14 protein-coding genes are annotated in these 14,966 nt (G+C 49.9%); 10 read left to right on the forward strand and 4 right to left on the reverse strand.

The features are described from left to right. Window positions 1-21 precede the first annotated feature (21 nt). The 4 genes from asd (at window position 22) to HLG76_RS04025 (ending at window position 6,668) form a co-directional block, all read left to right on the forward strand. Complete coding sequence (asd, locus tag HLG76_RS04010; RefSeq protein WP_175993104.1) at window positions 22-885, forward strand: archaetidylserine decarboxylase; 864 nt, start codon at window positions 22-24, stop codon at window positions 883-885. 182 nt (window positions 886-1,067) lie between these two features. Continuing rightward, on the forward strand, window positions 1,068-2,474 hold the full coding sequence (locus tag HLG76_RS04015) for a DASS family sodium-coupled anion symporter (RefSeq protein WP_077660561.1): 1,407 nt from the start codon (window positions 1,068-1,070) through the stop codon (window positions 2,472-2,474). Window positions 2,475-2,701: 227 nt separating this feature from the next. Beyond that, window positions 2,702-4,588: a methyl-accepting chemotaxis protein gene (locus HLG76_RS04020; RefSeq protein WP_175993105.1), complete on the forward strand. Its 1,887-nt coding sequence runs from the start codon at window positions 2,702-2,704 to the stop codon at window positions 4,586-4,588. A 202-nt stretch (window positions 4,589-4,790) separates the two neighbouring features. After that, entirely contained in the window at window positions 4,791-6,668 is a 1,878-nt protein-coding gene (locus tag HLG76_RS04025) for a methyl-accepting chemotaxis protein (RefSeq protein ID WP_077460024.1), read from the forward strand. A gap of 56 nt (window positions 6,669-6,724) precedes the next feature. Here HLG76_RS04025 and epmA read toward each other — a convergent pair whose 3' ends face one another. After that, window positions 6,725-7,702 (reverse strand): elongation factor P--(R)-beta-lysine ligase, encoded by a 978-nt coding sequence (gene epmA / locus HLG76_RS04030; RefSeq protein WP_175993106.1) that lies wholly within the window; start codon window positions 7,700-7,702, stop codon window positions 6,725-6,727. Window positions 7,703-8,016: 314 nt separating this feature from the next. Between epmA and frdA the strand changes: the two genes are divergently transcribed. Genes frdA through frdD form a run of 4 tightly spaced genes read left to right on the forward strand, consistent with a single transcriptional unit; the run spans window position 8,017 to window position 11,325 of the window. Further along, window positions 8,017-9,822: a fumarate reductase (quinol) flavoprotein subunit gene (gene frdA, locus HLG76_RS04035; protein WP_077660568.1), complete on the forward strand. Its 1,806-nt coding sequence runs from the start codon at window positions 8,017-8,019 to the stop codon at window positions 9,820-9,822. Continuing rightward, on the forward strand, window positions 9,819-10,574 hold the full coding sequence (locus HLG76_RS04040) for a succinate dehydrogenase/fumarate reductase iron-sulfur subunit (protein WP_021023465.1): 756 nt from the start codon (window positions 9,819-9,821) through the stop codon (window positions 10,572-10,574). Before frdA ends, HLG76_RS04040 begins: the two co-directional genes overlap by 4 nt. Next, the gene (gene frdC, locus HLG76_RS04045) at window positions 10,571-10,954 is read left to right on the forward strand and encodes a fumarate reductase subunit FrdC (protein ID WP_077460026.1); all 384 of its coding nucleotides are present in this window, start codon (window positions 10,571-10,573) and stop codon (window positions 10,952-10,954) included. The genes HLG76_RS04040 and frdC overlap by 4 nt, the downstream gene beginning before the upstream one ends. An 8-nt stretch (window positions 10,955-10,962) precedes the next feature. Continuing rightward, window positions 10,963-11,325 (forward strand): fumarate reductase subunit FrdD, encoded by a 363-nt coding sequence (gene frdD, locus HLG76_RS04050; protein ID WP_077460027.1) that lies wholly within the window; start codon window positions 10,963-10,965, stop codon window positions 11,323-11,325. A gap of 67 nt (window positions 11,326-11,392) precedes the next feature. On the opposite strand, the gene efp is transcribed toward frdD, so the two are convergent. Beyond that, complete coding sequence (gene efp, locus HLG76_RS04055; protein ID WP_021023462.1) at window positions 11,393-11,959, reverse strand: elongation factor P; 567 nt, start codon at window positions 11,957-11,959, stop codon at window positions 11,393-11,395. Between the two features lie 33 nt (window positions 11,960-11,992). On the opposite strand from efp, the gene epmB reads away from it, so the two are divergent. After that, a complete protein-coding gene (gene epmB / locus HLG76_RS04060) occupies window positions 11,993-13,015 on the forward strand; it encodes an EF-P beta-lysylation protein EpmB (protein WP_175993107.1) in 1,023 nt (340 codons plus the stop codon). Between the two features lie 88 nt (window positions 13,016-13,103). Next, a complete protein-coding gene (locus tag HLG76_RS04065; RefSeq protein ID WP_077460029.1) occupies window positions 13,104-13,592 on the forward strand; it encodes a GNAT family N-acetyltransferase in 489 nt (162 codons plus the stop codon). On the opposite strand, the gene HLG76_RS04070 is transcribed toward HLG76_RS04065, so the two are convergent. Further along, window positions 13,589-14,230, reverse strand: a complete 642-nt coding sequence (locus HLG76_RS04070; protein WP_175993108.1) for a flavin reductase family protein — start codon at window positions 14,228-14,230, stop codon at window positions 13,589-13,591. The genes HLG76_RS04065 and HLG76_RS04070 overlap by 4 nt on opposite strands. Window positions 14,231-14,238: 8 nt before the next feature. Beyond that, a complete protein-coding gene (locus tag HLG76_RS04075; RefSeq protein ID WP_077645955.1) occupies window positions 14,239-14,619 on the reverse strand; it encodes a thiol-disulfide oxidoreductase DCC family protein in 381 nt (126 codons plus the stop codon). Window positions 14,620-14,966: the final 347 nt, after the last annotated feature.

A 14,966-nucleotide genomic window follows, 5' to 3' on the forward strand; every position in this document is an offset into this window, starting at 1 on the left:
ATAACTTGTCAGGACGAAACTGTGCGAGACGATTTAAAAGTCGGGCTGCAATACCTTGCGCCGAAACACGCTCTTACCCGAGTCATGGGCAAATTGGCTAGCTTAAAAGGCGGCTGGTTCACAACCTCGGTGATTAAGTGGTTTATTAAGCAGTATCACGTCGACATGGGCGAAGCAAAGGTCAGTGATCCTGGCTACTATCGCACCTTTAATGATTTTTTTGTCCGTGAGCTAAAACCTGCGTTACGTCCCATCGAAGGCGATAATGATACCTTGGTTTTTCCTGCCGATGCCTGCGTCAGTCAAGCGGGACGCATCGAGCAGGGGCAATTAATCCAAGCCAAAGGCCACTACTTTTCATTAACCGAATTAATCGGCGGCGATGCAGCACTCGCTAGCCAATTTGATGAGGGAGAGTTCGCCACCTTATATCTCTCACCGCGTGATTATCACCGCGTCCATATGCCATGTGACGGGGTACTGCGCGAGATGATCTATATTCCTGGCGATCTCTTTTCAGTCAACCCGGTAACAGCAGAAAACGTTCCCAACCTGTTCGCGCGCAATGAGCGTGTTGTCTGTCTCTTTGAAACAGATTTCGGCCCCATGGCGCAAATTTTAGTGGGTGCGACCATTGTCGGTAGCATTGAAACCACGTGGGCGGGCACGGTGACACCGCCAACTGGCGGCAGCATTCGTCGTTGGCAATACCCGACCGAGGGCGAGCAAGCGATTCACTTTGTCCAAGGTGATGAGATGGGCCGATTCAAGCTGGGCTCAACCGTGATTAACCTCTTTCCACACGGTGCCCTGCACTTCGACGACCAAGTTACCCCTGGCGCACCTACGCAAATGGGGCAGCCCTACGCGCATCGGCAGGCGTAATCGAAAAAATTGTGAGATAAGGGGCATTTATGCCCCTTTTTTGTGTCGAAATTCGGAGATTTTTCCCGTTAATCAACAGGCAAGGTCCGTATTATTGGAGGTATTCTGTTAGCAATAAAGCGCTTGCCAATCCAACTGTAAGGCATGACGCGGTCGCCCACCAATGACGAAGGAGCGTATTTGTGGTTAATGCTCGTTTTATCAAGCTACTTGTCGCACTCGGCTTCCCCTTATTATTACTGCTCATCCCCACCGATTGGTTGCCTATTGCCGATCTTACGATTATTCAGCACCGCTTATTAGCCATCTTTTTAATGGCCGCGTTATTGTGGGTGCTTGAGCCCGTTCCCGTTTTTTCTACGTCCTTGCTCATCATCACCCTGCAACTGATCATGATTTCAGACAAAGGCTTGCACTGGTTTCGTGGCATAACGCCTCATCATCCGCGTGGCGAGTTAATTCCTTACACCGATATATTAAGTGCGTTTTCATCGCCTATTATCATCCTGTTTATGGGTGGGTTTTCGTTGGCTATCGCGGCGTCTAAATATCAGCTCGACATTAACCTTGCCCGCGTGTTACTCAAACCTTTCGGCCAACACCCCAAGTTCATTATGCTGGGGCTGATGTTGATCACGGCGGTATTTTCAATGTTTATGTCCAATACCGCGACAACTGTCATGATGTTGGCCCTATTAGCGCCCATTATCAGTGTGCTACCCAAAGGCGATCCGTTAATTAAAGCGATGGTGCTTTGCATTCCGGTCGCCGCGAATACCGGAGGAATCGCTACCCCTATCGGCACACCGCCAAACGCGATCGCGCTACAGTATTTAACCGGCGAATATCAAGTCTCCTTTTTAGACTGGATGAAGATGGGGCTCCCCTTCGTGATCGTCCAACTCAGTTTTGCTTGGTGGCTGTTACAACGCCTCTTTCGCAGTCAACACACTCGAGTGGAGCTTGCGTTAGAAGGCCGTTTTTTACAAAGCTGGCAAGCCTATACCGTCTATATTACCTTTGCGCTGACCATTGTTCTGTGGCTCACCACAGGCGCTCATGGCATGAATACGTATGTCGTCGCGGTGATCCCTCTGGCTATTTTTACCCTGACAGGGATCATTGGTAAGCCAGAGCTTAAGCAAATTAACTGGGATGTGCTTTGGCTGGTCGCCGGCGGGATTGCAATGGGGATCGCACTGGATCAAACCGGTCTCGCCGCAGCCCTCGCCCATGCAGTGGATTACAGCTTGCTCACTGCCATGACCGTTTTAATTACCTTATCGGTGATTTGCTGGCTGATGGCTAATTTTATGTCCAATACAGCGACCGCAAACTTGTTAATGCCGATTGCGGCGGCGATTGCCTCTTCCATGCCAGCGTTAGCAAGCATTGGCGGCATGCAAGGCTTGCTCATTGTTGTCGCTTTTTCCGCCTCTCTCGGCATGATTTTACCGGTATCGACCCCTCCCAACTCGCTCGCTTACTCCACGGGGTTTATCAGTAGTCAAGATCTGGTCAAAGTCGGCCTTATTCTCGGGGTTAGTGGTTTGATGCTGGTTTATGGCGGGGTTGTCTTATTAACCTGACAGGCGTTTCATCGATGAGACAAAAAACCGATAAGTCGTTTCCATTTTACATAAGTGTCTATTTTTTATTGGTTAAAAATGGGATAACACGAGTGATGCAGGCGTTAGCGAGCTTGAGAGGAAAACTTTTTTTAAATTCTATCCCCTCCCAGGCTCAAGCTTTCTACAATTAAGCAGATACTCAATAAGAAAGTGTCGTCATAGTGTGGTAGTACGAGGGATCTTTAATGAAATTTACCATCAAGACCAAAATATTACTTGCGGTTGCTTTGGTCGTCGCCTTAGTCAGTGCAGTACAGGCATGGTTTTCAGTCAATCAACTTGAAGCAGAAACCGAACAAAGCGTCACCGCTCAAATGAGAGATGTGGGGCTATCAACGAGCAACTTTATCGAAGAATGGCTCGACATCCGCAGCAAAATGCTCGTCGCGAATGTGCCTTTGATTGCTAGCCAACCGAATGTTGATCGCGAATTATTACTGACCAAACGCCAGGGTGATTTTCTTACCGTCTATGCCGGCTTTGCTGATGGAACCATCGCCTATGGTGATAAAACCGAAAGCTGGCCAACCGACTATGACCCTCGTTCACGTCCTTGGTATAAGCAAGCCAATGCGGCAAACGATTTAATTATTACGCCTCCTTATGTCGATGCCAATGGCGCTGGCATGGTCATCAGCTTTGCTAAAGCATTTAATCAACAGTTCGAAGGGGTTATTGCTGCTGACTTATCTGTCGACGCCATTGTCAAAGAGGTGCTTAACGTACGCCTACCCAACGAAGGCTTCGCGTTTTTGGTTGATAGTAACAATAAGGTGGTCGCCTATCGCGATACCGCGCTGAGTGGAAAAGCTTTAACGCAGGTCGACGATGAGCTCACACCAGCCTTCATCCAAAATGCACGAAACAGCCAAGCACTGGGCACCGTGACGTTCGATGTCGATGGCCGCGAAAAACTCATTGCGGTCACAAAAGTGGAAGGCGCTAACTGGAGTCTAGGGGTGGTTCAAGACAAACAACTGGCGTTTGCCTCCGTTTCCGAGCAAATAGTCTCCACGTTGGTCACGTCGGTGATTTTGTTTGTCGTTATCGCTTTTATTGCCGGCTTCCTCATTCACCGTATGCTGGCCCCGCTGACTCAGCTGACGCACGCAGTAAGTTCCTTATCGCAAGGCAATGGCGATCTTACTCAGCGTCTTGATATTGTGCGCCACGATGAAATCGGTGAGTTAGCCGGACACGTCAATGCGTTTTTAGCGCAATTGCAAGCCATGATTGGTCGAAGCGTCACCCAAAGTGTGGGATTGTCTGAACGCGCGGACCAATGTCGAAATCTTGCGCATCAGTCGACCGGTTTGGTCGGACAACAGCAAGGTGATGTCGATCAAATCGCGACCGCCATTCACCAAATGTCAGCCACTGCCAATGAAGTGGCCAGCAATGCCGAACAAACCGCTCGTTCAGCCCAAGAAGCAGAAAGTTCATGCCGAGATGGCTTAGAGGTCGTGGAAAGTAACCGTGACGCGATCACACAGTTGGCAGAACAGGTCGAACAAGCCACCAATGTGATTAGAGAGCTAGACACAAATTCGCAAAGCATTAATCAAATCATTTCCACCATCCAAGGGATTGCCGAGCAAACGAACCTACTGGCGCTTAACGCCGCGATCGAGGCTGCGCGTGCTGGTGAGCAAGGCCGAGGGTTTGCGGTGGTCGCTGACGAGGTACGTGTACTGAGTCAACGCACGCACGACTCCACCGAAGAAATCCGCAATATGATAGAAACGCTGCAGAACACGACACAACGTGCGGTGGATGGCATGACCCAAAGTAACGAAATGGCAACCTCCAGTGTCGATCGCGCCGCCTCAGCCAGTGATAAACTCAATCAAATCACACGCGCGATTGGCGATATCTCCGAAATGGCGGCACAAATTGCCAGCGCGGCTGAAGAGCAACGTGCCGTCACTGAAGATATCAATCGCAATACCCAAGCGGTGCGCGATTTATCACTGGAGCTTCATCAAAAATCGAATGAAACAGGGGAACAAGGCGAGCAAATGGCGCAAGACGCGCAGGCGATGCACAGTGACTTGTCTAAATTTAAAGTCTAACGCGTCAACGATATGAACACGGCGATGCAACCAGGCTGCCTATACCAGTAGGCAGCCTCTCTATTGGCAGAAAGATCACAAATTCTGCGTTCAACGATTCCTTATCCTCACTTATCAACGCGATTTGCCTCATTGATCTAACTTTGCTGTAAGCCTTGCGTATACACTCAAAGATATTTTTTAATGAGATGGAAATGTGTCTATGCCCAAGCCGACAATTAAGCTGAAAATCATTGTGGCTATTGCCTTTATCGTCGCGCTGGTCAGTGCGGTGCTTGCCAGCATTTCTGTGCGTCAGCTCCAAACTGAAACCACCACCAGCATTACCAAACAAATGCATGATGTCGGTGATGCCACCACCCAGTTCATTGATAGCTGGTTAAGTACGCGTGCCGATATGCTTCTGGCTAATGAGACACTGATTGCAAATAACGCCAATGTCGATCGTGAACTGCTAGTGACGAAGCGTGCGGGGCACTTTTTATCCGTTTATGCTGGGTTTAGCGATGGACGCATTGCTTATGGTGATAAAAGTGAAGACTGGCCAGCGGATTACGATCCGCGCACACGGCCTTGGTACCAGAGTGCGAGTGGAGTCAATGAACTTATTATTACTGAGCCCTATCAGGATTTTGACGGTAGCCTAGTGGTCAGTTTAGCCAAGGCCTTTAATGGCCAATACCAAGGTGTGATCGCCGCCGATGTCACCGTGACTGATATCGTCGAGCAGGTACTCAATTTGAAGCTCAGTAATGGCTTTGCCTTTTTGGTCGACGGTGAAAATCGCATCGTCGCGTATCGTGATACAGACTTAAGTCGCCAACCGCTCACCGATCTGGATGACGAGCTGACTCGCAACTTTATGGCCAATGCCAGTGCGCAACGCCAACTCACCACCTTTGAGCTCAACGGCAAAGAAAAACTGCTTGCTGCAATAACCGTCCCCAATACCGATTGGACGCTGGGTATTGTCGAAGATAAAGCGCAAGCTTACGCCTCCGTATCAGAGCAAATTACTTTTGTGCTGATCGCCTCAGTCATTCTTTTTGTCGTGATTGCCTTTATCGCCGGGGCCCTGATTAAACAATTACTCAAGCCGTTGGGTGAATTAACCGCGGCGGTGCGGACGCTCTCTGCCGGTGAAGGTGATCTGACCCAAAGGATCAACATAGCCCGTCGCGATGAAATTGGTGAATTGGCCGAGTACGTTAACGCCTTCCTTGCACAACTTCAGCAAATGGTTGGTAAAGCGGTCAATCAAAGCATGACATTGTCGCAAAGCGCCGAGGAATGCCGAACCCATGCGTTACAATCGAGTCAATTAGTCGACAAGCAGCAAAACGATGTCGACCAAATTGCTACCGCGATCCATGAGATGTCAACCACCGCCAACGAAGTGGCCAGTCATGCCGAGGATACCGCCACATCGGCGCAACAAGCGGAGCAATCATGCCAAGAAGGGTTAAGTGTGGTGGGTGACAACCGCGACGCCATCACTCAATTGGCTCAGCAAGTCGAGCGCGCCACCAATGTGATCCGTGAACTGGATGAGAACGCGCAGAGCATTAACCAAATTATTGCGACCATACAAGGGGTGGCGGAACAAACCAACCTGTTGGCATTGAATGCGGCGATAGAAGCGGCACGCGCGGGTGAACAAGGGCGCGGCTTTGCGGTAGTCGCCGATGAAGTACGGGTATTAAGCCAACGGACACACGACTCCACCGAAGAAATTCGCAATATGATTGAGACCCTGCAACACACGACGCAACGGGCCGTGGATGATATGACCCAAAGTAATGAGATGGCGACATCAAGCGTTGATCGTGCTGAAGCTGCGAGTGAGCGTCTCAACCAAATCACCACTGCGATTGGGCGGATTTCAGAAATGGCGATTCAAATTGCCAGCGCCGCAGAAGAGCAGCGCGCGGTCACCGACGATATTAATCGCAATACCCAAGCGGTAAAAGATCTCTCCTACGAGATCCATCAACAAGCGAGCGCCACAGGCGACCAAGGTGACAGCATGGCGCAGGCGGCTCAAGACATGCATCAAGACTTATCTAAATTTAAAGTCTAAACCGGTGCCTGCCCTAAACGCCGCCTTCGAGCGGCGTTTTTATCGGTGCGGCCTTGTTAAGCGCGCGAAACAGGAAACGCGGTCACCGCATTAATATGGTCACACCCCAAAGCCAGCATGACTAAGCGGTCAACACCCAGCGCCACGCCCGCACAATCGGGTAAGCCTGCCTCTAATGCGGCGAGCAAGTGCGTATCGATAGGTTGTGGCGCTAACCCTCGTGCAATCCGCGCTTGGTTATCAGCCTCAAACCGCCGACGCTGTTCGCAAGCGTCTTGCAACTCATAAAAACCATTTGCCAGCTCAATCCCTTGGTAATACACCTCAAACCGATGTGCGACGCGCGCGTCTGCTTCGCTGATTTTTGCCAGCGCGGCTTGTGATGCAGGAAAGTCATAAACAAAAACAGGCGCCTGTAAGCCAATATTGGGCTCCACCATCACCGAGAAAAGCAGTTGCAACAAGGTATCTTTATCTGTCTCATCTTGGGTGATATCGGCCAATCCCTGGGTGGCCGCAAGTGCGCGCAGCTGATCAATATCCGCGCGTAATGGACAAAGTCCAGTGCATGATTGAAAAGCCGCTTGATAGCTCATTCGCGTCGCACCTTGGCACCTGAGTACCACTTGCAACAGCGCATCCATTTCATCCATCAACTGGTGGTGATCAAAACCAGGGCGATACCATTCGAGCATGGTAAATTCCGGATTGTGGTAACGGCCAGCTTCTTCGTTACGAAACGCTTTACTGATTTGGTAAATCGGCCCGCTCCCCGCGGCCAGTAAGCGCTTCATATGAAACTCAGGGCTGGTCATTAAGTGCAACGACACGCCGTCAGCGAAACCTGGCCCAACCAAAGACGTTTTAAAGCTATGTAGGTGCACATCGGTGACCGCCGCTTGGCTAAGTGCTGGCGTATCCACTTCCCATACGCCACGGTCAGCAAAAAATTGCCGAAGGCGTGCCATGATATCGGCTCGCTTTTTTAGTTGCTCTAGCGACGCGGTTGGTTGCCATTGCGTGGTTAAGGTCATAAAAAATTCTCTGTTCGCACCATGGCGCCAGTCTATCGCCAGCAAGCAAAATAACAAGCGCCTTCCTGCTTGCTTGTTACGCAATATTGGCGTGTCACATGGCGCATTTCTATTGCAAGTCTTGCGCGTTTTTTCAACGCCATCGCACACTTACCGATTCATCTCACACTTTTATGCAATTTAACACCCATGCCCGCAAAATCGCGGTAATTCCCCGACTGAGTCAATTTTTACGCAGACGAGATTGCCTACTATGACAGCACAACAATAAACAAGCCAAGCACTGGCTTTCCCTATAACACTGGAGGATGAACGTGCGGACTCTCACTACAGATATTGCAGTTATCGGCGCCGGTGGCGCTGGACTGCGCACCGCTATTGCGGCTGCAGAGGCCGATCCCTCTCTTAATATTGCATTGGTGTCTAAGGTCTACCCGATGCGCTCACACACTGTGGCGGCGGAAGGTGGCTCAGCGGCCGTCATCAAGGACGAGGACAGCTTAGACAATCATTTTAATGATACCGTCAGCGGCGGCGATTGGTTATGTGAGCAAGACGTTGTCGACTACTTTGTTAAAAATTGCGCCCATGAAATGGTGCAATTGGAGCAATGGGGGTGCCCTTGGAGCCGTAAAGACGACGGCAGCATTAATGTGCGTCGATTCGGCGGTATGAAAGTGGAGCGGACGTGGTTCGCTGCCGATAAAACCGGCTTTCACATGCTGCATACTTTATTCCAAACCTCGGTCAAATACCCACAAATCCAGCGCCTAGACGAATATTTTGTTGTCGATTTGATTATCGATGAGGGGCAGGTACAGGGGTTGATTGCCTTACACATGGCAGAAGGCGAGCTGGTCTGTATCAAAGCCAAGTCGGTCGTATTGGCAACCGGGGGGGCCGGCCGAGTATATAGCTGTAACACCAATGGTGGCATTGTCACCGGTGATGGCATGGCCATGGCGTATCGTCACGGGATTCCACTACGCGATATGGAATTCGTACAATATCATCCAACCGGATTGCCGGGGACAGGTATCTTAATGACCGAAGGCTGCCGAGGTGAAGGCGGCATTATTGTCAACAAAGACGGTTATCGTTACTTGCAAGATTACGGTATGGGCCCAGAAACGCCGGTCGGTCAACCGAAGAATAAATACATGGAGCTTGGCCCGCGCGATAAAGTCTCTCAGGCTTTTTGGCACGAGCAACAAAAAGGCAACACCATCAAGCACACACTCGGTGATGTGGTGCATCTCGACTTGCGCCACCTGGGTGAAGACTATATTCAAGAGCGCCTACCCTTTATCTGTGAGCTGGCGAAAGCCTATGTCAATGTTGACCCAGCCAAAGAGCCGATCCCTATCCGCCCAACGGTGCATTACACCATGGGAGGGATCGAAACCGACGCGCAAACGGAAACACGTGTTAAAGGCCTATTTGCAGTCGGTGAGTGCTCTTCTGTTGGCTTACACGGCGCCAATCGTCTTGGTTCAAACTCGCTCGCCGAGCTTGCTGTCTTCGGTCGTTTAGCCGGTGAGGGCGCTGCCAAGCGTGCTAGCAGTTTCACAGATTGGAACCAAGCGGCCATCGACGCTCAAATTCAAGACGTGAAAGCGCACATTGATCAGTTGCTCTCTAATCAAGGAGAAGAAAACTGGGCGGATATTCGTCGCGAGCTCGGTGAAACCATGGAAGCGGGTTGTGGTATTTATCGTCGAGAAGACTTAATGCAGGCCACGATTGATAAAATTGCCGAACTGAAAGCTCGCTACCAAAATATCAGCATTCAAGATAAAGGCAGTGTGTTTAATACCGACCTGCTGTACGCCATTGAAGTAGGCTATGGCCTAGAAGTCGCCGAAGCCATGGCACATTCCGCGATACAGCGTAAAGAGTCACGCGGCGCACACCAACGTCTTGATGAAGGCTGCACCAGCCGTGATGATGAAAACTATCTCAAGCATACTTTGGCGTTCTATCAAGCAGAGCATGGCCCTCGCATCGACTATGGCGATGTCAAAATAACCAAGTCACAACCTCAAGCACGACTGTATGGTGATGCGGCAGAGCAAGCGAATCGTGACAGCGCCGACCAACAAGAGGAGCACGCAAAATGACGCAAGCTACCTATCAGGTCTCAGTGCTCAGGTATGATCCCGCAACGGATGAGGCCCCCTACACGCAAGACTTCGTGGTCACCGGTGACGAAACCATGTCGGTTCTGGATGCGCTGGGTTATATCAAGGATAACCTGGATAAGTCACTGTCTTATCGCTGGTCTTGTCGCATGGCCATTTGTGGCTCGTGTGGCATGATGGTTGATGGCGTGCCAAAGCTAGCCTGTAAAGCGTTTTTACGTGATTACCCCAAAGGGGTACTGATTGAGCCTTTGGCTAACTTTGCGATCGAAAAAGATCTGGTGGTGGATATGACACCATTTATTGAACGTCTTGAAGCGATCAAACCGTATATTTTAGGTAATGACCGCCGCCCCGAAGACGGGCCTAATACGCAAACGCCTGAACAAATGGCGCGCTACAAGCAGTTCGCAGCCTGTATTAATTGCGGTCTTTGTTACGCGGCGTGTCCGCAATTTGGCCTCAACCCTGACTTTTTAGGTCCCGCCGCCATTACACTTGCGCATCGTTATAACCTGGACAGTCGCGACGGTGGTCAACACGAGCGTATGCCACTGATTAATAGTGATAACGGCGCCTGGGGGTGTACGTTTGTTGGCTATTGCTCACAAGTGTGCCCTAAAGGGGTCGATCCTGCTGGTGCGGTTAACCAAGGAAAAGTGGCCTCCACGCAAGATATGGTGATCGCCATGTTTAATCCCAATAAAGAAGGGAAGGAGGTAACAGGATGAGTAACCGTAAACCTTATGTACGGCCTATGCCTCGTACTTGGTGGCTGCACCACCCGTTTTATCGCTTCTACATGCTACGAGAAGCAACTGTGCTGCCTTTAGTCTTCTTTACTCTCAGCCTAACCGCGGGATTAATTTGCTTGGTACAAGGCCCACAGGCTTGGCAGGGATGGCTTGACTATATGGCCCATCCAGTTGTGGTGTTACTCAATCTGGTCGCGTTAATCGCCAGCTTGTTCCACGCCACGACGTTTTTCAGCATGATGCCACAAGTCATGCCAATTCGAATCAAAGGGAAGCTATTGGATAGTAAATGGGTGATTGGCGCACAATGGGGCGCTGTGGCTGTAGTATCACTGATCGCCTTGGTGCTCATTTAGGAGGTGTTATGATCGATCCCAAACCAAAACGTTCCGATGAGCCAATTTGGTGGAGTTTATTTGGTGCTGGGGGGACTTGGTTCGCCATGTTCACCCCTATTACCGTGCTGATTTTAGGGATCTTAGTGCCGCTTGGTATTATTGATCCCAGCGCACTCAGCTATGACCGTGTCATGATGTTTGCCGAACATTGGCTGGGCAAGTTACTTATCCTCGCCACCTTAGCACTACCCATGTGGCATGCGATGCACCGCATTCACCATGGCCTGCACGACCTTAAGCTGCATATCGGCTTGGCAGGCAAAGTTGTCTGTTATGCGATTGCATTTACGGTCAGTGTCGTCGCCGCGCTTTTAGTATTGATGATCTAGCGTGTGCTAAACGCAATAAAACAAAAAGCCCTGGTGAATCACACTCAGGGCTTTTTATTGTCGGTCATTATTTTACGCGTCCAACATACTCGCCAGAGCGCGTATCGACTTTGAGTACTTCACCGATTTGAATAAATAAAGGCACTCGTACAACCGCACCTGTGGTTAATGTTGCCGGCTTACCGCCTGTGCCTTGGGTATCCCCTTTTAGGCCAGGATCCGTTTCCGTCACTTCTAGTTCAACGAAATTAGGCGGTGTGACCACAATCGGATCGCCATTCCAAAGGGTAAGCGTACAGCTGTTGTTTTCAACCAACCATTTAACATTCTCACCGACGGCACTTTCATTGGCCGCAATTTGTTCAAAGGTTTCGTTGTTCATAAAGTGGAAGAATTCACCGTCGGTATAAAGGTAATCCATATCCACTTCAATCACATCGGCCGCTTCAACTGTATCACCGGATTTAAAAGTCTTTTCCAAGACTTTGCCAGAGATCAGCTTGCGCAGTTTGACCCGGTTAAAGGCTTGGCCTTTACCTGGTTTCACAAATTCATTTTCGGTAATGACACACGGCTCATTATCGAGCATAATTTTCATGCCGCCGCGGAATTCATTGGTGCTGAAAGACGCCATCTTGATCCTCTTAACATCTTCGAGTTTTCACAAATGTCGCACATCATAACCCGAATCCAGCCTGCTGTTGAGCGAAACTGGATCAAAGAACTCGCAGAGGCGATCACAGATCCCAGTGAATTGCTGCAACTGCTTGAAATTTCACCTGAGGAATGGACGTCCGGTTTTGCCGCGCGCCGCTTGTTTTCACAACGCGTTCCTCGCAGTTTTGTTGCCCGAATGGAAAAAGGCAATCCGAACGACCCGCTGCTTAAGCAAGTGTTACCTATCGCGCAGGAGTTTAATGAGGTAGATGGCTTCAGCGCTGATCCGCTTGAAGAGCAAGATAATGCGATTCCTGGGTTATTGCATAAATACCACAACCGCGTATTACTGATCGTTAAAGGAGGCTGCGCGATAAATTGCCGCTATTGCTTCCGTCGCCATTTTCCTTATCAGGACAACAAGGGCAGCAAACGCGTATGGCAAGGTGCATTGGATTATATCGCTGCACATCATGAAATTGACGAAGTGATCTTATCCGGCGGCGATCCCCTGATGGCCAAAGATGAGGAGCTCGATTGGCTTATCAGCGCCATTGAGCCGATGAATCATGTGAAACGGCTACGCATTCACTCTCGTCTGCCGGTGGTGATCCCAGCGCGTATCACCTCGGCGCTTACTGAACGTTTGTCTCGCTCACGCCTGCAAGTAGTGATGGTTACTCACATCAATCATGCCAATGAGATAGATACCGAGTTAAGCGATAAGCTCCACACATTGCGACAAGCGGGAATTACGCTGCTCAATCAAAGCGTGCTGCTAAAAGGGGTGAATGACAGTGCGGATGCGTTGGTGGCACTGAGTCAACGACTATTTGATGCCGGCGTTTTACCTTACTACCTGCATGTATTGGATAAAGTCCAAGGCGCCGCTCACTTTTTAGTCTCAGACGATGAAGCGCGCGCCTTAATGCAGGAGATTATCGAGCAGCTCTCCGGCTATTTAGTCCCTCGACTGACTCGGGAAACCGGTGGCCGAGCAAGTAAAACGCCGCTGGATCTACATTTAGAGTGAATAATCAGTAACCCATTCAATATAAGCTGTTGATTTATTTTTAATTCCATGGCTTATTAGAAAGGCAAGCTCACCATAAGGATGTGTTATGTCTCTGATTATTCGTCAATACCACGCCGATGACATTCCGGCGATACGTGATATCTATGCGCAACCCAAAACCCAAGCGGGCACCTTGCAATTGCCGATGCCGAGCCTTGCCATGTGGGAAAAGCGACTTAATCAGGTACCTGATGGCGTATACCCATTGGTTGCCGAACTAGAGGGAAAAGTGGTCGGTAACCTCGGCTTAGTCATTGCCGCGAATCCTCGCCGTCGCCACGTTGCAGATATTGGCATGGGCGTTCATGATGCCTATCAAGGTCGTGGCATTGGTAGAGCGCTGATGGAAAAGGCCATCGACTTAGCCGAAAACTGGCTGAATGTGACACGGATAGAGCTAACCGTGTACACCGACAATCCAGCGGCTATCCATCTCTATCAAAAATTTGGCTTTGAAATTGAAGGCACCGCCAAACAGTTTGCGTTCCGTAACGGCGAGTTTGTTAATGCCTATTATATGGCTCGTACCCGCTAATCAAGCCACTCTGGCTGGCAGTCAGGTTTAGCATAACTCAGACGGCCAACACGGCTGGCGGTGTGGTAGCAATCTAATCCGCTCAAGGCAACGGTGCCTGCTTGCTCAATGTCGACAAAACCATCCTCACTGACACAACTGTCTGGCACGTGCGCTTCGATTATTTCCCCCACTAACAAGTGAGTACCATTGATCGCCATCGTATGCTCTTCACGGAGAACAAGACCAAGGCGGATCGCGGCTTCTTGTACAAAAGGCGCACCAAACTTTTCACGCCATAAAGGCGTCAAACCAACCTGATCAAATTCAGAGATATCGTGAGGGTAACGCGCTGACGTTTGATGAGCCGCCACAATCATCTCTTTTTGTACGTGATTAAGTGTATAAAAACCCGTCGCTCTAATGTTTTCCAACGTATCACGCGGCACAGTATCAGGGCGGATTATCACCCCCATTAACGCAGGGTTTGCTCCGAGATGAAACGCAGAGCTCACAATACATAAATTGGTTTGTTGGTTTGTATCGCTGGTGCCCAGCAAGTTGGCTGATTTAAATCCTGATAAGCTGTTCACAAAAGTCGCACGGTAGCGTTTTTCCATCGCAACGATGGCTTCTTTCTCATACACGCTCAGTGACATGGGTTTCCTTATTTAATCTGACATTGTTGGCAGCGTGCTTGGCCCGTCAAAATCGCCGAGATCCGATAACGGTGCTGGGCAAAGAAAAGATAGGCTTTGTCTGCAAACCACGCAATAACCGGCCAGCGTAACCAACTCACCCAAGCGCCTTTTCCAACCGCATCCCACGCTACATAGGTTGCATCTAAACCATACACCATTTGCCCGTCATTATCTTGTGCATGCAAAATACGATTCGCCGAGCTGGGATCAACGTTGGGAAAATCAATGGAAAAATCCGCTTGGTGAATATCAACTAATCGCAGCGCATCGTCGCCATCCCATCGCGAGAGCTTACGCATTTCTTTCACACACAAAGGACACATGCTGTCATAGAACACAGTTACCATAATGGTACCTCCCGAGGCATTAATACGCGCCGGCGGGGACACTCGATCAAAAAAAGAAAGCCCTGACCGTCAGGCCAGGGCTTTATTGGTTTTTCATCAAAGATTAAAGATACAAAAAAGCCCCGACCGTTAGGTCAGGGCTTCGTATTTCTACTCATCAAAGTCTTACGCATATTCGCTTTGATGATTAAATTGCGAGCTATGCGCAGGGAGTTTTGAAGCGAGACGCACAATGTATGCCAATACATGAGCATCGCAGCTATCAAAAATCACAAGCAATAGGCGCAATTTATAATCAAAGCCTGGCGATGTCCTACTCTCACATGGGGAGACCCCACACTACCATC

It is taken from the genome of Salinivibrio sp. EAGSL (assembly GCF_013366455.1).
Taxonomy (GTDB): domain Bacteria; phylum Pseudomonadota; class Gammaproteobacteria; order Enterobacterales; family Vibrionaceae; genus Salinivibrio; species Salinivibrio costicola.